Source organism: Halothece sp. PCC 7418 (assembly GCF_000317635.1).
GTDB lineage: Bacteria > Cyanobacteriota > Cyanobacteriia > Cyanobacteriales > Rubidibacteraceae > Halothece.
The window spans coordinates 1,991,952-2,017,201 of sequence record NC_019779.1; the positions used below are offsets into that span (position 1 = coordinate 1,991,952).

The window sequence follows — 25,250 nt, forward strand, 5'->3', positions numbered from 1 at the left end:
TGCTACAATCTGGCTAGGAATATACCCTTCAATCGACTGACTCAAACCGTCGTCGCTATTTAAACCAAGGAGAGAGGAGTGAACTCGTGCAAACTGTCAAAGAATATGTCCAGCGCTGGTATCAGAGTGGGCTTGCTCCCGATGAGTACATCTGCCATAGTAAACAAGGAAACTTTGTCGAGATTGAACACGCTAAGGATGGGACTCGACAAACCGTTCTCACGTTCTGTACCAATGATGTCTTGGGATTAGTCCAAAATCCTGCAGTCAAGGACGCAGCAATTAATGCGATTCATCGTTATGGAACATCCAATAGTTCTTGTTCTGTATTAAGTGGACGCATTGATTTACATCGGGAGTTAGAAGAAGAAATTTCTGCGTTTAAAGGACTTCCCCATACTCAATTATTTTTAAATGCTTGGATGGCAACTCAGGCGTTAGCAGATGCTTTTTGTCATCTTGCCATCCCAGTACCAGGGTTTGAGCATACCAGAGAAACGCTAATCATGACCGATGTTCTCAATCACGGTTGTATTGTTTCAGCAGTGGTCAACGCCAATACCCGCTCGGGAAAAGTATTTGGTCATAGTCCGAAAGTTCGAGTTAAGGCCTATCGCCATTGTGACACTCAAGATTTAGCCCGAAAGTTAAAACGCTATGCTCGTCCTGATGACAGGATTTTAGTGGTCACAGATACGGTTTTCTCTATGGATGGAGATATTGCACCGTTACCAGACATGGTTGAGGTTTTGTCCGATTATCCCGATAGTGTTTTATTTTTAGATGAAGCTCATGCCAGTGGAGCAATTGGAGAAACGGGACACGGGATTTTTGAGCATTTTCACATAACGCCTGAAGACGTGATTAAGCGCGGTGTCAATCCTCTGGTCATGACCACATTTTCTAAATTTGCTGCATCAGCAGGGGCTGCGATTAGTTCTCATGTTCCTGAGCTCATCCCGCTTTTAAATGTGTCTCCTACCTCCATTGGAACGATTTCTCTCCCCGCACCGACCACGGCTGCTGCTTTAGAAAGTATTCGTCAAGTGCGCGGTAACCCGCAACTGGTGAAAAAACTAAAATACAATACCCACTACCTCCGATCGCGCTTGCAAGAAGCTGGGTTTGACGCGATCGGGGAAACCAATGTGATTCCTGTTTTACTCCCACCAGAAATTAATCCCAAACACTTCGGACGCACTCTCCTTGCCGATCATAATATTTGGGTTTCTCCGATTTGGTTTATTGCTAAACCACGCCTCCGCATTACCGCTAATGCCTTACACACAGAAGCGGAAATGGATCAACTGGTCTCAGCAATGGTGAAAACCCGTGATTTGCTTTACCAGCCCGTCATTAGTGCTTAAGTAATGACTTCTCCTCACCTCCTCTGCTACGTTGTCTTATTCAGAAAAAATTGCTGTGGTTAGTTCCCAAACAAATGTTACCGTTCAAGCCGTCACCACCCCTGCGGAAAAAGAACGATTTCTAAACGTTCCCTGGCAGGTTTATAAAAATGACCCAAACTGGGTTCCTCCGCTTAAAAGTGAGACAGAAAAGGAACTTTCCCCCGAAAATCCCTTTAACGAATATGGTCGCTTTCAAGCCTTTATTGCCCTGAATAGCGATAAAATTGCTGTCGGACGCATTGTTGCAGCAGTCAATGATCGTCTCCTTGCGAAAGAAGGACAAAATATTGGGTTCTTTGGCTTTTTTGAGTGCATAGAAGACCAAGCCGTTGCCAGTGCTTTGTTTGAGGCTGCGGAAACTTGGTTGCGAGAACAGGGCATGATTACAATGCGGGGTCCGATTGATTTATCCACTCACAATAATTGTCTCTGGCTAGTGGATGGCTTTGATTCTCCGCCGAAAATAATGATGCCCTATAATCCCCCTTACTATGAGAATTTTATCTTGGCGCGAGGGGGAGAGATTGCAAAGACGGCTTATGCTTATCACCTTCCTCTTGACAAAAGATTAGGGGAGAAGTTTGAAAGAGCTTATCGCATTGCATCCCGCTCTGGGATTCGGTTTCGTCCCTTTAATACCAAGGGTGAAGCATTTGAGGCTGATGTTTCTAAAATCTATGAATTGTTTAATCTTCTCTTTGAAGACAGTTGGAGTTCGACTCCTCGCACAAAAGAAGAGTTTATGGCGCAAGCGCGATCGCTGCAAGATTTAGTCGATCCCAATATTTTCCCCATCGCTGAAGATAACGGCGAAATGATTGGCTTTTTTATGGCGTTACCCGATTACAATGTTGCACTGAAGCAGGTTAACGGGAAACTCAATTGGTGGGGAATCCTTAAGTTTCTCTGGTATCGTCGGCAAATCAAAACTGGGCGCGTGCTAGTGATCGGTTGTCTCCCTGAATATCGGCGGAAAATGGTGCCGTTAGCTTTGATTCATGCTGCCTTTCAGCAAGGAAAATCTTATAACAGTGGGGAATTATCTTGGGTCTATGCCGATAATAGTCCGTCTCGCCGTCTCATTGAAGAAACAGGGGCAAAAATATACAAAACCTATCGGATGTACGAAAAAGCGTTATGAAAGCATTAGTAACAGGGGCAAATGGGTTTACAGGGTCTCACTTGGTCAAGGCGTTAGCAGCCAGAGGCGATGAGGTTGTAGGGTTAGTACGCCCTTTTAGTGATTTATCTCGGTTGGTGGATTCTGAAGTAACTTTAGTGAAAGGAGATATCTGCGATCGCGCGGTTTTAGAAAAAGCCATGTCTGCGGTGGATGTGGTCTTTCATGTCGCTGCGTATGTAGAATTAGGGCTAGTGAATGCTCAGGCAATGGCGCGCGTGAACATTGAAGGAACCCAAGCGGTGATGGAAACGGCGCAAGCCCAAGGGGTGTCAAAAATTGTCTATTGCAGCACTATCGGTGTTTTTGGTGATACCCAAGGGCGCGTGGTGGATGAAACCTTTACTCGGGAACAAACGGGCTTTTCTTCCGCCTATGACTGGACAAAATACGAAGCCCAGCAGATCGTGGATCAGATGGCGAAAGCGGGCTTACCGGTGGTTAGCATTTTACCCTCTGGCATTTTCGGAGCGGACGATCCACATTTCGGTAAAATTGTCAAGTTATTTCGCAGTGGCAACTTAAAATTTTGGCCAGGGCGCGATCGCGCAACGGGAATTGTTCATGTGGATGATCTTGTCACCGCCATGATCCAAGCAGCAGAAACCGCCCCTTCTGGAGAACACTACATTATTTCTGCGGGAGAACTCACCATCGGGGAAATGTTCGACTTTCTCAGTGAAAAAACGGGAATTTCTAGCCCCAAAGAAGCCCCACGCTGGCTGATTCGTCTTCTCGGAACTCTGCTGACCCCGATTGGACATTTTCTCAACTGGCAACCGCCCCTCAGCCGAGAACGAGTCCATTATATTTATGATCGCTGTGTGCGCGTCGATGCTAGTAAAGCGCGAAAAGAATTAAATTGGCAACCGCGTCCAGTAGAAACAATTCTTAATGAACTGCTCATACCATTTCGATAAACTAGTGCTACACAACTATCCCCCCTTCGCCCCCCTTAATAAGGGGGGTTGGGGGGATCTACTGTAACTTGAATTTTTAGTAATGGTATCAGTTCCTAATAACATTGATGATTTCTGATTAATATAACTCCTGATATTGTTAACAAATCTTAACAATATGATACTTTATTAAGATAAGGGAATTAATTTTTACTTAATATTGATATGATGGTTATATAAAACTGATGAATAATGCTATATCTTAGTGAGCTAGAACCCTCCTGACTCTGATTGAATAACAAAAGATTCAAAATGTAGCTTGAGCTCTTGGTGACGAAACCCAACACTAGCAAGGGTCTGGTTGGGTTGTGCTGTTCCTAACCCAAACGACATGGGAGATTTAGCAAAATAGCTGAGGTATGTGACACTTAAGTAAAGTAAACTCAGTGTATAATCAAGTAAGTGATTTGAATTAATTAAATAGAAATCCTGTTTTAGTTCATTGTTGATCACTGAGGTGAAATGGGTGAATGATAGTTGCACAATCGTGGTAGCTTCTGCAAGAGAAGTCATGGCGATCTCAATAATCCTTAGCGTTAACATTCCTAGAATGAAATGACACAGACAATTCATCAAAATCAAGTTGAAATGAACGTTTTATGGCAACTGAAGAACTTAAAGGAAACTCTCTATACGGGCAAATGGGAAGTTAAAACTTCTCAGCAAGCAGTATGGTTTTTCTATTTTCGGTTGGGACGATTAATTTGGTGTGAAGGAGGGAAAAATAACGAAGAAAGATGGCAACAATACTTAAATATTTATTCTCCTCAACTGGTCAGTAACAATCAAAAAGAGGATAAATATCAAACCCTTGCTAGCTTGTACCAAGAGCGAAAGCTGAGTAAGGATAATTTAGTTCAATGGGTGAGCAGCTTTGCAGAAGAAGTCATTTTAGATCTGGTGCAAGTGACAGAAACGCAAGAATTATATAATAAAAAAATACCCGATCAGATTCCAAGTTTATTAATTAGTTTAATTTCCATTGAACCTTTATTAAACTCGGTTTATCAAGTTTGGCAAAGCTGGAAAGAGGAAGGTCTAGCGAATTATCCCCTGAGTTCTTATCTGAAAGTTCAAGATCAAGAACAATTATTAAATGAGAATCGGATGATTTTGAATCAAGAGTTAATCGCCCTGATGGATGGAACTTTAACCTTACGAGGGATGGCTGCAAAAACTCAGGTAAAACTTGTGCAGTTGTCTCAAATTTTGATTCCATTTATAAAATCTGGCGCGATCGCGCTGTCTTCTGAACCTGCTTTAAAACCCTCTCCACAACAGCAAACTTATAATCATTCTGGAGAAAAGATTCTCACACAAATTCAATCTTCAAAAAAAGTCATTGCTTGCATTGATGATAGTGTGGGCGTGTGTGAACAATTAAAAGCATTGTTAACGGCTGCGAGTTATGAAGCAGTGATGTTTCAAAATCCAGCTACTGCTCTTTCCCAACTCTTAAAAAATCCCCCAGACCTGATTTTTTTAGATATCATGATGCCGATTATTAGTGGCTATGAACTTTGTAAACAAATGCGTCGCGCCCCCCGATTAAAAACAGTCCCGATTATTATTTTGACGGGGAAAGATGGTTGGGTCGATCGCGCAAAAGCTAAAATGTGTGGGGCAACAGATTTTCTGAGTAAGCCAGTTCGCAAAGAAAAGCTGTTTGAAGCGATTAATCAATACTTATCCTACGAAGTTTAGCTGATGAAGAAAGTTTTACTAATTGAAGATAGTGCTAGTGATGCTGCTCACTTTCAAGACTGTTTAGAACAACAAGGCTTCTCTGTATCTCGCGCCAGTAGTGGCGAAGAAGCAGAGATGAAACTGAAAGGACAAAAACCGAATCTGATCTTGCTGGATATTATTCTTCCTGGGGAAAGCGGGTTTGAGTTATGTCGGAAATTAAAACAACAACCCGACACGCAAAAAATTCCCATTGTTTTATGTTCCACCAAGAATACGGAAGTAGATATTCAATGGGGAAAAATGGGCGGTGCGGATGCTTATTTAACCAAACCTGTTGATGACAAAACTCTGCTGGAAACCCTATCTGATTTGATTCCTTAATCCGATGAGCAATCTTCAACCTCAGCATTATAATATCCCCAACTTAGCACTTCCAGAAACGCAGGAAAAAGAACGCTTTTTGAGTTTTCCGATTAATAAAAACTTCAAAGGATTAGTGGCTTTAGCCTCGTTACAAGGCGTGGTACAACTCAATTTTAGTGAGATTTTACCAATTCCAGAAACGCCTCCCGCCCTATCAGGAATTTTGAGTTGGCGGGGGGAAGCCATTTGGACAGTTAATCTTCCTTTATTATTAGGAGAAACCGAGTCCTTAACCGAAAATCGGGAAAAGAGTCATTGCTTTAGTGCCATTACCAGTCTTCAAGGAAAAAGCCTTGGTTTATTAATCGAAACCTTTACTTCTGTTGTTAGCTATAACCCAGAAGAAGACTTACAACCCCTCCGACCAAGAATGATATCCTCAGAAGCAAGGCATTACTTGCAAGGATATTTTCTGAGTGAAGATCAGACCACTCCTTATTTCTTACTTGACCTGAACAATATTTTTGAAATCTTGAATTAATCCTATGAACCCACAAGCCCGCACAAAAACCGAAACAAAAGCTCAAACCAATGGTGAGAAAAAGCAACCTCAGCTTAACACAGAAGCCATTTTTACCCGTCTCGCTAACCAAATTCTACAAACCAAAGACCCAGAAGATATTTTTAGGGAGACTACAGATGAATTAAGAGATATTTTAGAGTGCGATCGCGCTGCGATTTATCAATTTAATGAGGATTGGAGTGGTCAATTTATTGCGGATTCTGTTGATGAAAAATGGAGTTCTCTCATTGAATTACAAGAGCGTTATCCTAAAATTGGCGAAAATGTCAATAATTGTAGTATTCGAGATTTAACTGGGACTTCTTCTGTAGATACCTATCTTTATCAAACCAATGGTGGCGCATTTAATCGCGGTGAACAGTATCGCGTGGCAAATGATATATATGAAAAAGGCTTTCCCAACTGTTACTTAAAAGTGATGGAAAGTTATCAAGCTCGCGCTTATATTATTGCAGCAATTTATATTCAGGATGAACTGTGGGGACTCCTCGCTACCTATCAGAATGATCGTCCGAGAGAATGGGAAGAAAGCGAAATCCAACTCCTGACAAGAGTAGCAACTCTCTTAAGTTTAGCGGTACAACAACAGAATTATGTTAACCAAATTAAAGCGCGAACCGAAGCCCTTGAAACTAATGCCAATCGCGAAAAAGCCTTAAATAAAATTGTGGATCGGATTCGGCAAAGTCAAGACTTAGACGCGGTTTTTAATGTTACTACGAGTGAAATTCGGCAACTTTTAGGCTGCGATCGCGTTGCGATTTATCAGTTTAATGAAAATTGGGGCGGAGAATTTATTTCTGAATCCGTTGATTCAAAATGGGTTTCTGTGATTCAAGAACAGCGCAACAGCCCAGAAATTGTGGAAAATATTAACGCTTGTAGCATTCGTGACTTAGGCGGTTACACCGATACCCATTTACAACAAACTCGCGGGGGACGTTTTAGTCGCGGAGAAGTCTATCGGGTTTGTAATAATATTTACACCCATAACTACACCGAATGTTATATCCGCGTTTTAGAAAGTTATCAGGCGAAAGCCTACATTGTTGTTGCCATTTATCAAGGTTCAACTTTATGGGGACTTCTCGCAGCCTATCAAAATGATTCTCCCCGAGACTGGGAAGAAGAAGAAGTGCAGTTGTTACTGAGAATTGCCAATCAATTTAGCATTGCGGTACAACAATCAGACTATATTCAACAAGTTAAAGCCAGTAATGACGAACTACAGCAACGCATTCAACGGGAACAAACCTTAAGTAAAACCATTGATCGCATTCGTGAATCAACAAGTTTACAAGACTTATTTGATACCACGGTTCGTCAGATTCGTCGCTTTATGAAAGCCGATCGCGTGGGGGTATTTCGCTTCTATCCAGACTCAGGCTATGATGATGGGGAATTTGTCGCCGAAGATGTGGTTGCAGGTTATCCCAGCGCGATCGCGGCGAAAGTTCATGATCACTGCTTTGGCAATCAATACGCCGACAAATATGTAGATGGACGTATTCAAGCCGTTTCTGATATCTACAACGCTGATCTTAGCAGTTGCCATATTGATATTCTCTCTCAATTTGAAGTCCGCGCCAATCTCATTGTTCCCCTTTTAATCGGTGGAAATCTTTGGGGATTACTCTGTGTCCATCAGTGTAGCGAACCCCGAGACTGGAAAGAAGAAGACATTCAATTTATCCAACAAGTCGCCTCTCAATTTGGGGTCGCCCTCCAGCAATCAGAATACTTACGACAACTGGAAACGGGTCGTCAACAACTGGATGAAAAAGCCCGTCGGGAGTCAGCGATTGTTCAATTCTCCGCCCGTTTAGTCAATCGTTTTTCCGAACTCGTCCAACAGAATATGCAACCACAATCTCTTTTGCAGTTTGCGACGGATGAAATGCGACGCATCTTAAAAGCGGATCGCGTGGGAGTTTATCGCTTTAATGACGATTGGTCAGGGGAATTTATTGTCGAATCCGTCGGCGGTGATTGGCCCCGATTAGTGGGAACTGAACTGGCGAAAGTCCAAGATACCTATCTACAGGAAAATAAAGGCGGACGTTACGCCAATAAGGAAAGTCTCCGTGTAGAAGATATCTATACCGTTGGACACGCGGAATGTCATGTGGAATTGTTAGAAACTTGGGGAACACGCAGTTATGCGATCGCGCCTATCTTTAAAGGGGATGTTCTCTGGGGATTGTTAGGGGTGTATCAAAATAGTCATCCTCGCCACTGGGAAGACTCAGAAATGGCATTATTGGAACAAGTGGGTATCCAAATTGGCATTACCTTCAAGCTATCCGATAACTTTGTGCAACTGCGGGAACAAGAAACCCAACTGCAAGCTGCTGCGGAACGAGAAAAAACGGAACGGGAAAAATTACAAAAAGGGGCGTTGCGAATTTTACGCGCGATCGAGCCGTCCTTCCGAGGCGATTTAACCGTCCGCGCACCGCTATCAGAAGATGAAATGGGAACGATCGCCGATGGCTATAATACCACGATTCAAAGTCTGCGGGAACTGGTGCGACGAGTGAAAGAAGTGTCTTCTCGGGTTAGTGCTACCTCGGAAAATAGCCAAACGAAAGTCGAAGAATTGTCCACTCGTGCGCGAACCCAAGCCGATCAACTCGAAAGCGCGATCGCGCAATTACAGAAAACCATAGAATCCACCGAAGTTGTCACCACTGACGCGCAAAAAGTGGAACAAGCAGTACAAGAAGCCAATCGTATTGTCCAAGCGGGAGACTCCCAAATGGAAAGTACCGTCAATAGTATTTCTGAGATTCGGGATACCGTATCCGAAACCGCCAAGAAAATTAAACGCCTTGGGGAAGCCTCCCAGAAGATTTCTAAAGTGGTCAGTGTGATTGATAATTTTGCCACTCAAACCAATTTACTGGCGTTGAATGCGTCCATTGAAGCCACTCGCGCTGGGGAATATGGAAAAGGCTTTGCTGTGGTTGCAGAAGAAGTGCGATCCTTAGCCTATCAGTCCGCAGAAGCCACAACTGAAATTGAACAATTAGTAGAAGAAATTCAAGGGGGAACGAACGAAGTCACCGAAGCCATGGAAGTAGGAATTGCACAAGTGGTTCAGGGAACGGAATTAGTGAATGAAACCCGAGATAGTTTAAGCGCGATCGTTTCTGCAACCTCTAAAATTAGCGAAATTGTAGAAGAAATTACTCGCGCCAGTGCGGTACAAGGTGATAATTCTCAAGAGTTAACCAAAGCAATTACAGAAGTATCAGAAATTGCTCGTAATACCACTCAAAGTGCAACGGAAATGTCTAATGCGTTCCGAGATTTGTTAAGCACGTCTGAGGAATTACAAACCAGTGTCAGTCAGTTCAAAGTTGACGAAGAGTAATGTATTAATGGGGATTCTAGATGATTGGAATCCCCTAAGAACAAATTTTTGATCAGTTTTAACCACCAAGACACAAAGGACACGAAGAAGTTTTAATAACATTTTTGGAAAATTCAGTTATGGTAAGTTTAGAAGCGAATAGCTATTTAGTAACAAAATAATTAGGGTTGGGTTATGGATATTCAAGGAGTTAAGAAAGGAAAAATCATTGAATTATTAGAAGAAGTTAATATTCCTGATGGACAACAAGTTACAGTGAGTATTAAACAAGAAGGAGAATTAGTGGCTAATCTGATCGATTCCAAAACTAATACTACTCAAGATAAGGGGAATTTAAGTTTTGGCGAATCAGTTTTGAGATTTCGTGAGAAATATAATTTAGAGGAATACGGAATCGAGTCTGCTGAAGAGTTTTTAAAGGGAGTGAGAGATCAATCACTTGGGCGTGAGGTGAATTGGTGAGCTTGCGATATTTATTAGATAGTAATATATTGTCAGAGCCAATTAAGAAATTCCCGAATTCTAGTGTCATGCAGAAATTGGTAATTCATCAACAAGAAATAGCAACAGCAACTCTTGTTTTACATGAATTGCTTTATGGTTGTTATCGCCTCCCGTTGTCTAACAAACGACAAATGATCGAAAGTTATATTGAACAGGAAGTAGTCACAAAAGTCCCTCTTCTTCCTTATGATATGAAAGCTGCTCGATATCATGCAGTTGAAAGATCACGCTTGGTAACCAGAGGAAAAACACCACCTTTTGCTGATGGACAAATTGCAGCGATCGCGCGAGTTAATGATTTAATTTTAGTGACTAACAATACTTTAGCTCTCTGACTGTTTTCCTGTAGGGTGGGCAATGCCCACCCTACGACAAGATATTTTTTAAGTTTATATAACACCGAAAAAATTATGACAGATACAAATAATGTTGACTATCATTTTTTAACAGAAGCGGGAGAATTACTACAGACGATAGAAGAAACACTGATTAATTTATTAGACGAAAAAACAGTTGATCGCGTTCATTCTCTCATGCGAAGTGCTCATACCTTAAAGGGAAGTGCTGCTTATTTAGAATTAGAAACCATTGAAACGATCGCGCACGAATTAGAAACCGTTTTTGAATCCCTTTATCCTGAAGAATTAGAACTTGACCCCGAATTAAACGCGCTTTTACTCGATGCATATGAATGTTTACGAACGCCGTTAAATGCCATCTTATCCGAAAGTGACTATGATGAGGAACAAGTTAAAAGCTATGCAGAAACAGTCTTTTCTCAACTGAAAGAAAAACTAGGAGATTACTATAATAACCCTGCGCCCCCTCCCTCGTCTGAAGAGTTAGGCTTTGATGTTTTAGGGTCAATCATTGAAAATAGTTTACCGCAAGATTTAGAAAATATTGAAAAAGCAATTCAAAATAGTGATACAACAAATGCTAGAGAGTTATGTCAAAGTCAAGCAGAATTTTTATTAGAATTAGCGACAAGTTACGAACTTTCGGGGTTAGAAAATATTGCCCGTGCCGTTCTTACCGCCCTTAAATTATATCCCGATCAGACCTTAGACATTGCTCAAGCTGCATTAACTAACTTTCAGGAAGCAAAAAACGCCATTGCAAACGGCGATCGCGCGGAAGGAGGAACACTCAACCCACAACTCCAACAATGGACTCAAGAACAGGAAAAAACTCAAGAAAGTGCAATTATCCTGTCTGAAACATCTGTTGAACCGCCTCCGATTTCCTTAGACTTTTATGAAAGCGATCTTCCGCCAGCAACGGTTTCTCGCAGTACGAACCCCATTGATCAAATTCTAGAATCGATCTGGTCAGGAGATGCAGAACAGAACTTCAAACAAGCAGATACAGCCTCAGAAAGCACCCCCCCACCGCCTCCAAAAGCGAAACCCACCGATCAAGACCAAACTACGATTCGCGTCGCCTTAACCCGTTTAAACCGTCTCAATTATGCCATTGGGGAACTCGCGATCGCGCAAAATCAGCAAAGTTTACAAAGCGATCGCGCCCATAAACTCTCTCGACAATCGCGACAGCAACTGCGCCAGATTCGCGAACAACTCGATGATATCCGAGATGAAGTCGATGTCAGTTCTCGTCAGCGTCAACAGCAAGCGCGAAAACATCGTCAAACCACCCCTTCTTCCCTCGTTACCCAATCCAGCTTTGATGAACTAGAGATGGATAGCTACAGCAGTCTCCATCTGATGCTGCAATCATTAGGGGAACAAATCAACGACTTAGAAGACAATCTCGATGACTTAGACAACTTTCTCGGACAATCTCGGATTAAGATTCGCCAAGAAAAACAACTCCTCAGCACCGCCCAAGATGAACTCCTACAAGCGCGAATGGTTCCCTTAGAAACGGTGTTAAATCGCTTTCCTCCCATGGTGGAACAACTTGCTAAGACGTACAACAAACCCGTTGACTTAAATATTACGGGAAAAGACGTGCTGGTGGATAAAGCCATTTTAGAGAAACTCTATGATCCCCTACTGCATTTAGTTCGTAATACCTTCGCCCATGGGATTGAATCTTCGGAAGTGCGACAAGAAAAAGGAAAGCCCCCTACAGGAAAGATTACCCTTTCCGCGTATCGTCAAGGAAACCGTACCTTGGTTGAAATCGCCGATGATGGAAAAGGAATCGACTGGGAGAAGATTCGAGAAACCGCAGCGAAAAAACAATTCTTTCTCGACTCAGACGCAGACTTATCAGAATTACTCTTTACCCCTGGCTTTTCTACCTCGGAACAAGCGAATGAACTCTCGGGGAGAGGAACCGGTTTAGATGTGGTACGTAATCAGATTCATGGTGTGGGGGGAACCGTAAGTTTAACCTCACAGCGCGATCGCGGAACCACTTTTACCTTACAACTTCCTCTTAATATCGCCACCGCCAGACTTTTAATCTGTGAAGCAGGAGGACGTTTTTATTCCCTCCTCGCGCAAAAAGTGCATCGGATGTTACTTCCCAAACCCGAACAAGTAGAGAATCAGCTTTTACAGTGGGAGGAAGGCGGAGAACCGCAACTGCTTCCCATTCTCCCCCTCAATCAAGTGATACATCAGGAAGAGACTTTCTCTTTCCCGCAAAACAACATCCCCTTAACCCCATTTCCTCTTGAACCCAAAAACACCGTTAATCCCTTACTCTTAATTCAAACTAGAGGGGAACTGCTATGTTTACAAGTGGATCGGATTTTAGTGGAACAAGAATTAGTCATTAAAACTTTACCTTCGGGTCCCCCGCTTCCCGATTATGTACAAGGTTACACCGTCTTAGCCGATGGAAGTCTATCGCTGGTGGTCGATCCCGAAGCGATTATGACAGAGACAGTAGAAGCGCAAACCGTTACTCACGCACCCGTTAAACAACTTTCTCCCGTCACCGCAGAAACCACAGAGACACCGCCAGCCAAAGAGACAAAACATTCAACCGTGTTAGTCGTTGAAGATTCCATTGTACAACGGCGGAGTATGGTGGAAACCTTAGAAACTGGGGGTTATCCCGTTTTACAAGCAGGAGATGGCAAAAGCGCGATCGCGCTGTTACATAAACATCCCGAAGTGAACCTCATCCTCTGTGATATTGAAATGCCCCAAATGAATGGCTTTGAGTTTCTCGGCTACTGTCGGCAACGCGAGGAATTATCCCAAATTCCTGTTATTATGCTCACCTCTCGCAGTGGGGAAAAACACCGTAATCTCGCGTCACAACTCGGAGCAAAAGCCTATTTAACTAAACCATGCAGCGATCGCGCCTTACTAGAAACAGTAGCAAATTATGAATCCTAAAACTGAAATTGGTATCGCCCCCAAAACCGAAGAAACCGCCCTCCGCGCCATGATTTTCGCGGTTCAAGACCGTTGGTTTGCGCTTCCGATGGGTGCAGTCTTAAAAGTCTCTTTGTGTCCTCCCATTAAAAATAACTTAGACGGGGGAATGGGAACCGTTGACATCGGAAAGGAAACCATTACCGTTATTGACTTAGAAGAAAAATTTGCCCCTCATCGTAATTATTCCGTCACCCGACGTTATCTCATTCTCACTCAAACTCGGAATGGAAAATGTGGTTTAATTTCAGAAAGCCCCCCCTCAATGCTAGAAATTCCCTTAAGCACGATTCGTCCGCTTCCCACTGCGTATCGCCAACAGGGAGAATTATCCTTTGTCAGTCATTTGGCGGTTTTACCGAAGACAGGTGGAGAGGAAACCATTGATGTCTTTCTCTTAGGCGTGAGTCCCTTACTGGGGGAGAATGAAACCAGACTGGATTCTCCAGCGCGATCGTCCCAGCATCAGTTCATGCGGATTAGCCTAGAAACCTTTCATGTGCTGCTTCCTGTGGGATATGTGGTCAAAGCCATCCCCTTCTCTCAACAAGCCTTATCGCCAATTTCTCAGCCCTCTCAGGGCATTTTAGGACATTATCCTTGGCAAGGGGAAACCCTGCAACTCCTCGACCTGAATCAGCTTCTTGGCTATCCCTCCTTACTGGAATCCGATCCTTCCAATAAACCCCTCACAATTCTCATTATCCAACAGCAACAGCATTATCTCGGACTGTTAGTGAAAGCCGTGCGCCAACTGGAATGGCGAGATCTCCAAACCTTACAACCCATGAGTGATCATCCCTTTTTACAAGGAAAATTCGACTCAGAAACCTTTTTACTGAAACTAAGCGAAGTGATCAAGTAGGTCAGATTTTCTGATCTGGGAAAGGTTAAAGGGAATCAGTAAGAGTCGGACAAAGGAGAATTTTTTCAGCAAGCCCTAATAATTTGCCTCGGGTGGGCATTACCCACCCGAGGTAGTAACAACAATGTATAGCACTACTGATTCGAGTTAGGACAAATGATGCGAAATCCACCGACCTTCGCTTCTGGGGAGGAGCTTAAGCCTTTTCCCAAAGCTGGCGAATTTTCCCAGGTAAGGCTTCAGCAATTTCCTGAATCCGTTCTTGAGATAATTCATCTTTGGTTGCAGAAAAAACAGCATTAATCGCAACTTCGGGTTCAATGCCCCGTTGTAGTCCTCCTTCTTGACGAATGCGGAATAAAAACGTTTCGTCATCAATATTGAGAACAGGACGAACTCGGCTTAAAAAGGCAACAATCGGGTTAGTATCTTTCCAGAGACCAGAAATTTCATCTTGCAAAGATTGATCATCACTGGGAACAGCCTTTTGTCCTTTCAACTCTTCAAAAACACGGTCTGCTGCTTCTGTTGTCATTAAGTCACGCATACTCCGAAACACCACTTCCGATAAATCTCTGGCATCAAAAATGTCATCAACACCAGCTTTAATTTTGACTTTTTCTAAGAAGGGTTGGTTTTCAGAAGCAATGGGAGTGGAGGGTCCTCTTTCTAAAGCCTCAGGTTTCTTTTCTTCCATATTCTTTAACATTTGTTTTCCTTTTTCTGTTAGTTTAGCTTGTTTAAATCGAATTAAATGGGGAAGAGGACCATCTTCTGCGCCGAGAGTATTAGCAACCCGAAATTGTTCTACTTGTTCTGGATTGACCACATCAGGAACATCTTCTTGAGTCGCATAAGCATTCCCTTCAAATTCCGCCTCGATATATGCTTTTTGATTGAGATAATCTAAGTGACCAAGAAGATCGGCTTGCGTAATTTGTCGCCCAGCAAAGTCGGTTTCTGTAAAAGAAACTTCTTTCCCTTCATTGCTTTCGTAAGCAGACTGACCGATTTTCTCCAATAAGATATACATGATATCTTCTCGTAAAGCAATTGTCATAACTTCTTTCCAAACTCATCTATTTTTGATATATCTAAATGTGCTGGTGCATCGGTAACTGGGCTGGACAATGACGGTTGGAAGCCACGGTTGCTGACTGCGCCAGCTTATAGTCATTCCAACTCATTTCTCTTGTGTTCGATCATCTTGGTAGTGACTAGGGAACAAGATGTTTTCCATCGGGAATAACTATATGTTTTAATCTACTCTGGTTCGATTTTCACTGCATCTTTCATTCGACACAATTGCGAACACAGTCTCGACTCTCTCTTGAGCAGGAGTGTCAGCTGAAATCGAGATTGTCAGCATTTTCCTTTCTCTATCGTCACCAATCATTTATCCTTGATCAAAAGCCACCTGGCGCCTCCAGACCCAACCCAATAATCCACGATGAGAGATGACACAAAAAAATGAAACCTTAACCTTAATCGCATCATTTCTCGTTACTCTTGGTATCCTCTGTGGTGGTTTGTGGTGGCTTTTCCAAACTCGTCAAAACAAAAGCGCTCAAACTGAAACCAATGACGAGCCTTCCTCTTCTTCTGCATCCTTACCAGATGCTCCAAACACTTTCAATGAGGTGAAAAATGTTCCTTCTGGTTCATTCAACTATAGTGGGAGTCGCAATTGGATACCGATTCGGGAAAGCATTGATCCGATTATTCAACAAACCTACCCAAACTTTCGTTTACGCTACCAAACTCCTCGTGGAGAAGGAATGAGTGCGGGTCAAGGAATTGAAAGGCTCTTAGCGGATCAACTGGCTTTTACCTTGTCCTCGCGTCTTCCCAAACCAGGAGAATACGATGCTGCACAAGCGCAGGGGCATTCCCTAAAAGCAATTCCTGTTGCCATTGATGGTCTTGCTATTGTCGTTAACCCGAATCTTGAAGTGTCTGGATTAACGATCGCGCAACTGCAAGAGATTTATACTGGAGAGCTTAGCAATTGGCAAGAAGTGGGCGGTCCTGACGTTGCGATTATTCCGTACTCATCTCAAAACAATCAAAGTCGCATATTTTTCTCGAATCAAGTTCTCAAGGGAGAAAACTGGGGGTCAAATGTGCAATTTGTCGATCCCAAAACTTCTGTTCTTAAAACAGTTACACAAACTCCAGGGGCGGTCTATTATGCGGTTGCGTCGGAAGTCGTTTCCCAGTGTGTCGCGAAAATCCTTCCCATTGGTCGTCAACCCAACCAGTTCATTCCGCCCTACCAACCGCCAGAGGTGTCTGAAACGGCTTGTCGTGAACAAGGACAACGCAACCAACTCAATGTCACCGCCTTCCAGACGAAGAACTATCCTCTAACCCAACGTTGGTTTGTCGTGGTGAAACTGGATGGAAGGATTGACCAGCAAGCAGGAGAAACCTATGGGAAATTGCTACTCACCGAACAAGGACAAGACCTGATTCGTAGCACTGGTTTTGTCAATATTCGTTAGGGTTCACTCTCGGAATCGGACTGGATTTGGGTGCGCCGTCGTTGTTGAACTTGGTTTTTTAAGATCTTCAGGCGATAGGGATCGATATCTTTACGCCAACGTAATTGATAGCCTTTCAACTCTGCACCATGTTCTTCTAAACATTTTAACCAGCCTCGACGATCGCGAATCGTTTTCAAATCATCCAAAAGTCCCCAGTCTCTCTCTTTTTTCGTCAACCGTGCAAATTTGTCGTAAAGGGGATACTCCGGACTCACCAGTTTCTCTTTCTGATGGAGGAGCAGGGGATTGGTTTGATCGTATTCGGTGTAATGAACATTGAGATCCCCTAAATTGATTTCCATTTTTGCTTGTAATGGCGGATGAGGATCGCTGTCAAATTGAGGATAGGACAAGTAAGCAATTTTGGGTTTACCAATATAAAACTGAATGACAGTTACTGCTTCCAAGCGTCCAATCGTACGACTAGCACAGGCTTCATAGAGACGCAGTAAAGGGTCAAGTTCCTCTAAGCTGCTAAGATGAACCAGTAAACTTTTACCGAGTTTTAACCCCACTGCACTCTGTTTAATCTTCTCTTCAATCACGGCTTGGTCGCCAAGAGTAAACAGCATCGCTTCTGCTTCCGCACAAGCGTGTTTAAACGTTCCAAACAGCCCTTTGATATCTTGCTGAATCGTGGGGGAAAAATCTTTCAGTTTCGGACGATGGGTGAGTAATGCTGTGGCTAAATATAACTTTAACTCTTCTGTCCGTTGTTGCGCGATCGCGTTCCAGTCTTCTTGGTTCGTTGCTTGTAAAATCACGCGAAAGGCTCTCCGTAACCCTCCCAGTTCGGCTTTGATTTGAGGTTCTTCTGCTAATTCTCCTTTGGCGGGTAAGCGTCCCCGTTCTGTCATAAAATCCATCAACGGGGTTAATAAGACTTGATAGTCTTCAAAGCGACGCACTCGCTGTCGTAAACGGGGAGTGGTGGCGTGAGAACGAAACTGACTGGCACGGAAGGTTTCCGCTTGCGTTTGATCTCGAAACACCAGATAGATCCCTAAACCAATGGGAACCGCATCCACCTCTAACACTTGATCGATATAGGCTTTCAGTTCTTCCTGTTCGTAGTATTTTTGAAAGGTATGGCGACGGGTAATGATGCCATCGCCATACGCCACTTGTCCCTTTGCGGAATCATTAATTAAGACTTGCGCCGAAACAATCAACACTTTCCGTGTTAACTGCCAAGCGCTTAAAAGGGCTTCCCGTCGTTCTTGAGTATCTTCAATAACGTTAATGACATATCCCAAGTTGACAATATCGGCTTCCACTAAAGGGGTGTTGGGACAGTAGTAGGGATCCCAACCCTGACTGTTATATCCTTGTTCCTGAATCCGTTGAAGATCTCCCCCGTGTCCGCAGCCGTAGTCGAAAAAGGTTGTTTCTGCCGTGAAAAGCTCCGCTTCCAGAGCAACCCGCACTGGACGGGACAGTTGATGACGAACGATCGCTGCTTTGTGGCGTTCGATTTTTGGTTTCTTGGCAGGGGGTGGGGTGTCATGACAAATCACTTGATGATCATTGATTTCCACCGCGCGATCGCGCAATCGTTGTTCCCACTCCCGTTTTGTGCCAATATAACGCGCCTGACTCAGTAGCCCCAATTCCATTTCCTGTTGAGTCAATTGCACAAATTCTTGATAACGGGGATAATCAGGAGTCACAAAGGCTTCTTTCCGATGCAAAATCGGAGGATTCGTTGCTTCATGGTAGCTGCGATAACTCACCTCTAAGGTTCGTAAGTCCACTTGCAAACTTGCTTGTAGCGGGGGATGGGCTTCATGATCAAAGGTGGGATAAAACAGGTAAGACACCTTGGGATCGGTGCAGTTAAACTTAATCAGGGTTGCTTTAACAATATCTTGAGCAACCGATGTCCGAGCTTTTTGCTCGTAGGCTTGTAGCTGTGGCGGAAGAACAGATAAGGCACTGAGATGAACATAGAAAGCATTGGGAAGATGTTTTCCCACCGGACTTTCTTGAGACCCTTGTACAATCTCATTTACCCAAGTTACCCGATCCAGTTGAGTCATCTGCTACGACACACGCTAAGAAGAATTTAAAAACCTCCTTCTAGGAGGGTAACATGATCCGAGACGATCAAAAGCTGCTATTCTCTAATTTAGATTTCTCTACAGTTTTACCAAACCCATTCTTTCCTTGTTTTGTCAACCCCTGTTCATAATATTTTATAATTAGCAACAAAAATACATACGACTTGTCCTCAAAAAACTTGACAAAACTAGGCGGGAAGCCACGCCAGACTAGGAAATCCACTGATTAAAATTAATTTAGACAAAAAACTCCCTTTGGATTTTTATTTCCTTAAGCATAGCGGAAACCGCGTCATCTCGTCAAGAACCTACCCTCAGATCAGTTTGTTAAGATTCATGAAGCGAGTCTTTTGATAGAAAAAACAAATAAAAAGGAACAATAACATTGAAATAGCTTATCTAGCCTTGACAAAATACCATCACTTCAACTTACTTTCTGTCTGGTGTCATTGATAAAATTTCTAAAATGGGTCTAAGACTTGTTTTTTTGATTTAAACTAAACCCTAATGTTGATCAGCCAAAAAAATATTGCAACTGATGGGTTTTCAATCTTCTCTTCCTCTTCTTGAACGCCAAAATAAACTCTTTTCTTGGTTCTGGCCAGGTTTATTATTACTGTTGACTTCTGTTCTAATCATCGCCATTGATAGCTCTCACCCTAGTTATGCACAAGACAATTCTTCCGCAGCCAAAGAACGCATTCTCAGTTATCAAAGCGAAATTTTAGTAAATGAGGATGCAAGTTTGCGCGTTGCTGAAACCATTACTGTCCAAGCAACGGGAGATGAAATTCAACGTGGGATTTATCGCGATTTTCCACTGGATGCTCCCTTTCGTCCTGGAAAAGTTTCCTTTGAAGTGATTGATGTATTGCGGAATGGCGAATCCACCTATTACTGGGTAGAAGAGCGAGGAGATGAAAAACGCATCAATATTTATCGCGAAAATGTAGAACTTGATCCAGGAACTTATACTTTCACCATTCAATACACAACGGATCGACAACTAGATTTTTCTAACCCAAAAACGGATCGCTTGTATTGGAATGTCACTGGACAAAACTGGAGTTTTCCCATCGATCAAGTCCGAGCAAAAGTCTTATTACCTGATGAGATTCCTGATGAGAGTTTACAGTTAAAAGCCTTTACAGGAAGAGAAGGGGAAAAAGGTCAAAGTTATGAAGCTCAACGGGATGCTGGTGGGAATCCAACTTTTGTTACGACTCGCCCTTTGCAAGTAAGAGAAGGCTTAAGTGTGATTGTTGAATTTCCAAAAGGTTATGTGGAACGTCCTGGCTTTTTTGAAAGGACATTGATTGCCATTTCTGCCTTTTTCCTCAATTTAATGCAAGGGCTCATGCCTCTGCTACCTATCTTATTTATCGTCGGTATTTTCTTGATTCCTTTTCTCCTCGGTGCTCTTTCTGATGGTCGTCCCAAAGGTCGTCGTCGTTTCACGAGTCGTGGCGGTAGTGGCGGTATTGGTGGCTGTGGCGGTGGTGCAGGTGGCGGTGGCGGTGCAGGTGGCGGTGGCGGTGGCGGTGCAGGTGGCGGTGGCGGTGGCGGTGGCGGGGGTGGCGCTTAAAACTCCCTCATGTTAAAGGACAAGAAAAAACAATCCAACTTGTTTCTAAAATTAGCGCGATCGCGCTCCTAATTACCGCACAAAATTGATTGAGGACTGCTATAGCAATCCCATAAGAATTGTCAATTAATCCCCCCCTTCGTAACGGGCTATCTAGCAGAAACCAACCAGTAAACCTCCTAGTCTAAAATGTACTTTCTCTCTTTTCTGCGAACTTCCTTATTCCGACTATTCTTATTTTTATTAGCAACAGTTGCGATCATTTTTTTGATTAATACAAACGGATTACAGCCCAGCCAAGCTCAGTCTGATGAATCTTCTCCTGCCCCAGATCGGATCTTGACTTATAATAGTGAAATTCTGGTTAACCGAGATGCGAGTTTGCGTGTTGCAGAAATGATTACCGTTAAAGGAACTGCGCCTGAAATCAAATCAGGAATTAATCGAGAATTTTCCTTAGATATTCCCTTTCAATCTAAGCCAGCATCTTTCCGAGTAATTGATGTTTTATATAATGGCAAATCAGTTAATTTTTCGATGAAAACAGAAGGAGATAAAAAGCACATTAATATCGATCATCAGGTAATGAAAAGTCCTTCTGATACCGACAGTTATACAATTCAATATCAAACCGATCACTGGATTGATTTCTCCGATGAAGATACCGATCAATTGTATTGGAATGTAACGGGACAAGGATGGAGTATTCCCATTGATCAAGTACGGGCAAAAGTTTTGTTACCCGATTCAATTCCTGAAGATCAGTTAAGTGTCAAGGCTTTAGTTGGCAAAAAAGATCAAAGTTATGAGTGGAAGCTCGATGCTGGAAAAAATCCCACGTTTGTTACGACTCGTCCTTTGCAAGCCAACGAAGGATTCAAGATTATCGTTGCATTTCCAAAAGGTTATTTAGAACCGACTCAGTCTCAATCAGATCAATCTTTAGAAAGGAGAAACTCCAACTTTTTAGAAGTATTAATCTATCTCGCTTTCCTATTTCTTATAGTTATCCTAATGCCACTTTTATTTTGGTATGGTCGTCCCAGTAACTTTTTTGATTAATTCAGCGATCAGAACAAACAGAAGTCAAGATTGTACAATTTCTCCCGTATTGAGAACAGATTTGCAGGGCATTCCGTTCTGCTGCAACGATACTATTTCCCCAGTCACCGCCGTAACCATTATTCGGGGTGGTCGCAAGTGCGCCACAGGCATCGCGAAACCAAGTCACTACGGTACAATCATTTTGTGCTGATCGCGACTGACATTCTCTTAAAGCCCTTGTTTCGGCTTGTTGACGACTGGAATAGTTCCAAGAACGACCATAAACATCAGAACTGGACGAATACGCGATCGCGCCATAATTGGATTGACTCTGAGCCAGATCCTCTTCTGAACAGCGAGCGGAAGCACTGATGAATAGAGAGCTTGCAGTAATCATCAGCAATAATAAGCGATTCATTTTCTTGGCTCCTCACCAGCGAACAAAGTTACTGAAATCATATCACTTTTCCAATCTCGGTTAAACTTTTTCCTGAGGCGGTGGCACTAATTTTCCTTTCCTCAAGGTAACTTCAATATTGTCCAAGGGAGCTAAATCGGCTTGTGGGAGGGGAGAATAGAGTTGATTAAGGGGAAGTTCTTCTTTTTCTAGGAACGTAAACGCTTGACGAAACTCCCGAGGCGAAACCTCTAAGGGCGCTTGAAAATGACAGGGAATCAGTCGTTCAAAATGCCAACTCACCAGCAGATTTGCCCATGTAATCGTTTCTTGAGGCGCACGGTTCAGAATCAGTTTTTGGAGGATAGGCGCGACTAACAGCCGTCCATTTCCTTGTAGTTTCTCAAAGGACTCTTTCCAGTGGGGTCGCCAACGGAAGGGATAAAATCCAAAATAGGCTTTTTTCGAGCGGTCTGGGGCTTGTTGGGCTTCTTGCCAAGTGTCCCCCCATTCCAGCACCTCTAACGCATCAGGCTGAAAATAGTTCGCAAACAAACAAATCCGTTGCCAGCCTTTTTCTCGCATGGCTGGGGTATCTTCCACTGCTTCCACACTATTGTCTCTGGCATGAAATAGTAAAGGATAGGGATCAAGCTCGACGCTTTCGGGAGGGGTTTTTGGGATTGAAATGACACTATCTGTCAGCAGTGCAGTGCGAGAGGGCTTATGGAAAAGGGCGACTTCTCCAAATGAGCCTAAACCCAGTTTAATTGGACCTAAAATCGCATAATCAAAGGTTTCCCCAAAGGGATTATATTTGTAGGGAGATGACAGAAAATGCGTCCGTTTCCGAGGAAACCCCAGCCAACTCAACGGGAGATTAACAGGAAAACTCCATTGCTGTGGGGCAATATAAACGTGAGCATCAGGGAACTTCCGCGCAAAAGGACCGACAAAGACTTTATGTTCTAATCCTGAAATCGTGGGAAGAACAATCTGTTTGACGACCCCATGTTCCGCTTCCAATTCTCGCATCAAGCGGATACATTCTGGCGTTGGTGCAATGGGCGCGTAAACTAATAATCCCCCTGTTTCTAAGCGTACCACTGTCATCCGAATCGGAACGACCACATAGAAAATGCCCTGCACTTGGTCGAATGTCCAGATCGTGTTTTTCAGGACTTCTCGACGCAGGGTACGCCGTTTTCCATAAGGATAGATGGGGAGAAGGGGCCAATATTGCCAGCGAAAGTCACGTTGCGTCATTTATCTCTTCGATGCAGAGGGAAGGGAGGGAGTAGCCTGATGACCATTATTGCTGTGATGGGGTTGGTCTTGCAAAGCGATATTACGGATAAACCGCGCGATCGCTTTTTCGGTTAGTTTACCCACAATCTGCTGTCCCATGTGTTGAGTTTCAGGTTTGGATAAAACTTTGGGAACAAGAGGAACAATCCGCATCGGGTCAAAACCAGGAGTCTCTTGTAGGATTTGTATAATATTTTGGATATGTTCAAGATTTTCATTATTGTTCCCAAGCTGAGGTGGGGTTTCATTCACCGCTAAACCGACTCGTTCCCGCACTGAAGCAGAAATATTATAGAAGCTGCGTTGTCCATAAACATCAATCGCTTTGACTAACTCATCCACGAGGCGTTCCCGAATAAATGCACCCCGTTCAGAGAAAAGAAAGTCTAGGGCTTGGTCTAAGACTTTTTCAAAGTCATAATCTTGAGAGTTACGAGCATTCCGCAGTAAGTTTTCTAAACGATTCCAACGGAAACGCCCTTCTCTGAAGAGTAAATCTTTCAAAGATTCTCTTAACTCTGGTGCAGGATCAATCAGCAGTCGTTTGGCGACGTAGGGATAGGCTTTACTGAGAACCTTAAAGTTGGGGTCAATGCCGATCGCGATTCCTTCTAAAGTCACCAAAGAACGAATAATTAACGCATAATAAGCGGGAACTTGGAAGGGAAACTCATACATCACTTCTGACATCTGATCGGTAATGCTTTTGAAGTTGAGTTCAGCAACACTCGCCCCTAAAGCATTTTGAAAGACACTGGCTAAAGCGGGAATAATCGGACGTAAATCAGTATCTTCAGAGAGAAATTCTAATTGTACATAGTCATGGGCGAGGGATTCAAAGTCACGATTGACTAAGTGAACAACCGCTTGAATCAGTCCATAACGCTGATAGGGTTTAATCTCGCTCATCATGCCAAAATCAAGATAAGCTAAACGCCCATCTGACATCGCAAGCAAGTTTCCAGGATGCGGATCAGCATGGAAGAAGCCACTTTCTAAAAGCTGACGCAGAGAACATTCAACCCCAATTTCAACCAAGCGCGTCGCCTCAATTCCAGCCTCTTGAATCGCTTGGACATTGGTTAACTTAATCCCAGCGATCCACTCCATTGTCAATACCCGACGACCCGTGTACTCCCAATAGATTTTAGGAATATAAATCTCTTGGATATAGCCATAAAGTTCTTTGAATCGTTCCGCATTATAGCCTTCATAAGCGTAGTTCATTTCCTCAAAAATGCGGTTGGCGAACTCATCCATAATCGCCACTAAGTCACTACGAATGCGCTTGATATGATTGGTGGCGAAAAACGCGACTTTCCGCAGGATGTAGAGGTCAATGGTGATACGACGAAGTAAGTCGGGACGTTGGACTTTAATCGCCACTTCTTCCCCTGTTTTTAGTTTTCCTTTATAGACTTGTCCCAGAGACGCTGCTGCAACAGGATGATCGGAAATTTCAGCGTAGATTTCATGGGGATCGCTTCCGAGTTCATCTTCAATGAAGTGATACGCAATAGAATTATCGAAAGGGGGAAGTTGGTCTTGCAGTTGTGCTAGTTCTTCCAGGTAGATCGGGGGGACTAAATCGGGGCGGGTGGAGAGGGCTTGTCCAATTTTAATGTAAGTTGGTCCCAATTCTGTGAGAATTTCTCGAAGCTCGATCGCGCGTTTTTGTTCGTTTTTTGCAATTCGTCCTGTCAGTTTGTCAAACAGCAACCTGACACCAAACGCAGTCCCAGGAAAAATCAGTGCAATCAGTCGTCTGAATACCGACAAAGGACGATTGCGATAGTAGTTATTAATTCTTTCTGGATCATAACGCCACTCGTCATCGCCTAAAGTAGGGTGTAGGGGCTGGGTTGATGACTCCACTGTGATTGTTTCCTTGGGGATACGGGGGTTACTGGCTTGATCCGAATGGTTTTGGGATGCACTGGAAGCAGAAACGGTTTGTTGAGTCATAAATTTTTAGACCGACCGACGTGACGTTGTTAAGTATTGTAACAAGATTTGGGGCAAG

20 protein-coding genes are annotated in these 25,250 nt (G+C 43.3%); 14 read left to right on the forward strand and 6 right to left on the reverse strand.

Going from position 1 to position 25,250, the window contains the following annotated elements:
- The first annotated feature begins 86 nt into the window (after nucleotides 1-86).
- Genes PCC7418_RS09055 through PCC7418_RS09065 form a run of 3 tightly spaced genes read left to right on the forward strand, consistent with a single transcriptional unit; the run spans nucleotide 87 to nucleotide 3,509 of the window.
- On the forward strand, nucleotides 87-1,367 hold the full coding sequence (locus tag PCC7418_RS09055; RefSeq protein WP_015225871.1) for an aminotransferase class I/II-fold pyridoxal phosphate-dependent enzyme: 1,281 nt from the start codon (nucleotides 87-89) through the stop codon (nucleotides 1,365-1,367).
- A 55-nt stretch (nucleotides 1,368-1,422) separates the two neighbouring features.
- Nucleotides 1,423-2,550, forward strand: a complete 1,128-nt coding sequence (locus tag PCC7418_RS09060; protein WP_041596571.1) for a GNAT family N-acetyltransferase — start codon at nucleotides 1,423-1,425, stop codon at nucleotides 2,548-2,550.
- On the forward strand, nucleotides 2,547-3,509 hold the full coding sequence (locus PCC7418_RS09065) for an NAD-dependent epimerase/dehydratase family protein (RefSeq protein WP_015225873.1): 963 nt from the start codon (nucleotides 2,547-2,549) through the stop codon (nucleotides 3,507-3,509). Before PCC7418_RS09060 ends, PCC7418_RS09065 begins: the two co-directional genes overlap by 4 nt.
- Nucleotides 3,510-3,758: 249 nt before the next feature.
- On the opposite strand, the gene PCC7418_RS09070 is transcribed toward PCC7418_RS09065, so the two are convergent.
- A complete protein-coding gene (locus tag PCC7418_RS09070; protein WP_015225874.1) occupies nucleotides 3,759-4,061 on the reverse strand; it encodes a hypothetical protein in 303 nt (100 codons plus the stop codon).
- 42 nt (nucleotides 4,062-4,103) lie between these two features.
- Here PCC7418_RS09070 and PCC7418_RS09075 point away from each other — a divergent pair, with 42 nt between their 5' ends.
- The 8 genes from PCC7418_RS09075 (at nucleotide 4,104) to PCC7418_RS09110 (ending at nucleotide 14,287) form a co-directional block, all read left to right on the forward strand.
- Nucleotides 4,104-5,252 carry a response regulator gene (locus tag PCC7418_RS09075; RefSeq protein WP_015225875.1) on the forward strand — a complete coding sequence of 383 codons (1,149 nt, stop codon included), beginning with the start codon at nucleotides 4,104-4,106 and terminating at the stop codon, nucleotides 5,250-5,252.
- 3 nt (nucleotides 5,253-5,255) lie between these two features.
- Nucleotides 5,256-5,618 carry a response regulator transcription factor gene (locus tag PCC7418_RS09080; RefSeq protein ID WP_015225876.1) on the forward strand — a complete coding sequence of 121 codons (363 nt, stop codon included), beginning with the start codon at nucleotides 5,256-5,258 and terminating at the stop codon, nucleotides 5,616-5,618.
- Between the two features lie 4 nt (nucleotides 5,619-5,622).
- A complete protein-coding gene (locus PCC7418_RS19390) occupies nucleotides 5,623-6,141 on the forward strand; it encodes a chemotaxis protein CheW (protein WP_015225877.1) in 519 nt (172 codons plus the stop codon).
- Between the two features lie 4 nt (nucleotides 6,142-6,145).
- Nucleotides 6,146-9,559, forward strand: coding sequence for a GAF domain-containing protein (locus PCC7418_RS09090; protein ID WP_015225878.1), 3,414 nt, complete (start codon nucleotides 6,146-6,148; stop codon nucleotides 9,557-9,559).
- Between the two features lie 174 nt (nucleotides 9,560-9,733).
- On the forward strand, nucleotides 9,734-10,021 hold the full coding sequence (locus PCC7418_RS09095; RefSeq protein ID WP_015225879.1) for a hypothetical protein: 288 nt from the start codon (nucleotides 9,734-9,736) through the stop codon (nucleotides 10,019-10,021).
- Entirely contained in the window at nucleotides 10,018-10,398 is a 381-nt protein-coding gene (locus tag PCC7418_RS09100; RefSeq protein ID WP_051030540.1) for a type II toxin-antitoxin system VapC family toxin, read from the forward strand. Before PCC7418_RS09095 ends, PCC7418_RS09100 begins: the two co-directional genes overlap by 4 nt.
- 75 nt (nucleotides 10,399-10,473) lie before the next feature.
- Nucleotides 10,474-13,383 (forward strand): response regulator, encoded by a 2,910-nt coding sequence (locus PCC7418_RS09105; RefSeq protein WP_015225881.1) that lies wholly within the window; start codon nucleotides 10,474-10,476, stop codon nucleotides 13,381-13,383.
- A complete protein-coding gene (locus tag PCC7418_RS09110) occupies nucleotides 13,373-14,287 on the forward strand; it encodes a chemotaxis protein CheW (protein WP_015225882.1) in 915 nt (304 codons plus the stop codon). Before PCC7418_RS09105 ends, PCC7418_RS09110 begins: the two co-directional genes overlap by 11 nt.
- Nucleotides 14,288-14,483: 196 nt before the next feature.
- Here PCC7418_RS09110 and PCC7418_RS09115 read toward each other — a convergent pair whose 3' ends face one another.
- The gene (locus tag PCC7418_RS09115) at nucleotides 14,484-15,347 is read right to left on the reverse strand and encodes a DUF2267 domain-containing protein (protein WP_015225883.1); all 864 of its coding nucleotides are present in this window, start codon (nucleotides 15,345-15,347) and stop codon (nucleotides 14,484-14,486) included.
- Between the two features lie 397 nt (nucleotides 15,348-15,744).
- On the opposite strand from PCC7418_RS09115, the gene PCC7418_RS09120 reads away from it, so the two are divergent.
- On the forward strand, nucleotides 15,745-16,791 hold the full coding sequence (locus PCC7418_RS09120; protein WP_015225884.1) for a PstS family phosphate ABC transporter substrate-binding protein: 1,047 nt from the start codon (nucleotides 15,745-15,747) through the stop codon (nucleotides 16,789-16,791).
- On the opposite strand, the gene PCC7418_RS09125 is transcribed toward PCC7418_RS09120, so the two are convergent.
- On the reverse strand, nucleotides 16,788-18,872 hold the full coding sequence (locus PCC7418_RS09125; RefSeq protein ID WP_015225885.1) for a DNA phosphorothioation-associated putative methyltransferase: 2,085 nt from the start codon (nucleotides 18,870-18,872) through the stop codon (nucleotides 16,788-16,790). The genes PCC7418_RS09120 and PCC7418_RS09125 overlap by 4 nt on opposite strands.
- Before the next feature lie 559 nt (nucleotides 18,873-19,431).
- Between PCC7418_RS09125 and PCC7418_RS09130 the strand changes: the two genes are divergently transcribed.
- Nucleotides 19,432-20,478, forward strand: a complete 1,047-nt coding sequence (locus tag PCC7418_RS09130) for a DUF2207 domain-containing protein (protein ID WP_015225886.1) — start codon at nucleotides 19,432-19,434, stop codon at nucleotides 20,476-20,478.
- A 189-nt stretch (nucleotides 20,479-20,667) separates the two neighbouring features.
- Nucleotides 20,668-21,540, forward strand: a complete 873-nt coding sequence (locus PCC7418_RS09135) for a DUF2207 domain-containing protein (protein WP_015225887.1) — start codon at nucleotides 20,668-20,670, stop codon at nucleotides 21,538-21,540.
- A gap of 1 nt (nucleotide 21,541) precedes the next feature.
- Here the strand turns inward: PCC7418_RS09135 and PCC7418_RS09140 are convergent, their stop codons facing one another.
- Genes PCC7418_RS09140 through PCC7418_RS09150 form a run of 3 tightly spaced genes read right to left on the reverse strand, consistent with a single transcriptional unit; the run spans nucleotide 21,542 to nucleotide 25,192 of the window.
- The gene (locus tag PCC7418_RS09140) at nucleotides 21,542-21,940 is read right to left on the reverse strand and encodes a DUF4189 domain-containing protein (RefSeq protein WP_015225888.1); all 399 of its coding nucleotides are present in this window, start codon (nucleotides 21,938-21,940) and stop codon (nucleotides 21,542-21,544) included.
- A gap of 60 nt (nucleotides 21,941-22,000) precedes the next feature.
- Nucleotides 22,001-23,185, reverse strand: coding sequence for a DUF4336 domain-containing protein (locus PCC7418_RS09145; protein ID WP_015225889.1), 1,185 nt, complete (start codon nucleotides 23,183-23,185; stop codon nucleotides 22,001-22,003).
- Nucleotides 23,186-25,192, reverse strand: coding sequence for an AarF/ABC1/UbiB kinase family protein (locus PCC7418_RS09150; RefSeq protein ID WP_015225890.1), 2,007 nt, complete (start codon nucleotides 25,190-25,192; stop codon nucleotides 23,186-23,188).
- Nucleotides 25,193-25,250: the final 58 nt, after the last annotated feature.

Excerpts from the sequence above, each read along its gene's own strand:
- PCC7418_RS09065 (WP_015225873.1), top strand. The coding sequence starts at position 2,547 with ATGAAAGCATTAGTAACAGGGGCAAATGGGTTTACAGGGTCTCACTTG.
- PCC7418_RS09070 (WP_015225874.1), bottom strand. The coding sequence starts at position 4,061 with ATGACTTCTCTTGCAGAAGCTACCACGATTGTGCAACTATCATTCACC.
- PCC7418_RS09075 (WP_015225875.1), top strand. The coding sequence starts at position 4,104 with ATGACACAGACAATTCATCAAAATCAAGTTGAAATGAACGTTTTATGG.
- PCC7418_RS09080 (WP_015225876.1), top strand. The coding sequence starts at position 5,256 with ATGAAGAAAGTTTTACTAATTGAAGATAGTGCTAGTGATGCTGCTCAC.
- PCC7418_RS19390 (WP_015225877.1), top strand. The coding sequence starts at position 5,623 with ATGAGCAATCTTCAACCTCAGCATTATAATATCCCCAACTTAGCACTT.
- PCC7418_RS09090 (WP_015225878.1), top strand. The coding sequence starts at position 6,146 with ATGAACCCACAAGCCCGCACAAAAACCGAAACAAAAGCTCAAACCAAT.
- PCC7418_RS09095 (WP_015225879.1), top strand. The coding sequence starts at position 9,734 with ATGGATATTCAAGGAGTTAAGAAAGGAAAAATCATTGAATTATTAGAA.
- PCC7418_RS09105 (WP_015225881.1), top strand. The coding sequence starts at position 10,474 with ATGACAGATACAAATAATGTTGACTATCATTTTTTAACAGAAGCGGGA.
- PCC7418_RS09110 (WP_015225882.1), top strand. The coding sequence starts at position 13,373 with ATGAATCCTAAAACTGAAATTGGTATCGCCCCCAAAACCGAAGAAACC.
- PCC7418_RS09115 (WP_015225883.1), bottom strand. The coding sequence starts at position 15,347 with ATGACAATTGCTTTACGAGAAGATATCATGTATATCTTATTGGAGAAA.
- PCC7418_RS09120 (WP_015225884.1), top strand. The coding sequence starts at position 15,745 with ATGACACAAAAAAATGAAACCTTAACCTTAATCGCATCATTTCTCGTT.
- PCC7418_RS09125 (WP_015225885.1), bottom strand. The coding sequence starts at position 18,872 with ATGACTCAACTGGATCGGGTAACTTGGGTAAATGAGATTGTACAAGGG.
- PCC7418_RS09130 (WP_015225886.1), top strand. The coding sequence starts at position 19,432 with ATGGGTTTTCAATCTTCTCTTCCTCTTCTTGAACGCCAAAATAAACTC.
- PCC7418_RS09135 (WP_015225887.1), top strand. The coding sequence starts at position 20,668 with ATGTACTTTCTCTCTTTTCTGCGAACTTCCTTATTCCGACTATTCTTA.
- PCC7418_RS09140 (WP_015225888.1), bottom strand. The coding sequence starts at position 21,940 with ATGAATCGCTTATTATTGCTGATGATTACTGCAAGCTCTCTATTCATC.
- PCC7418_RS09145 (WP_015225889.1), bottom strand. The coding sequence starts at position 23,185 with ATGACGCAACGTGACTTTCGCTGGCAATATTGGCCCCTTCTCCCCATC.
- PCC7418_RS09150 (WP_015225890.1), bottom strand. The coding sequence starts at position 25,192 with ATGACTCAACAAACCGTTTCTGCTTCCAGTGCATCCCAAAACCATTCG.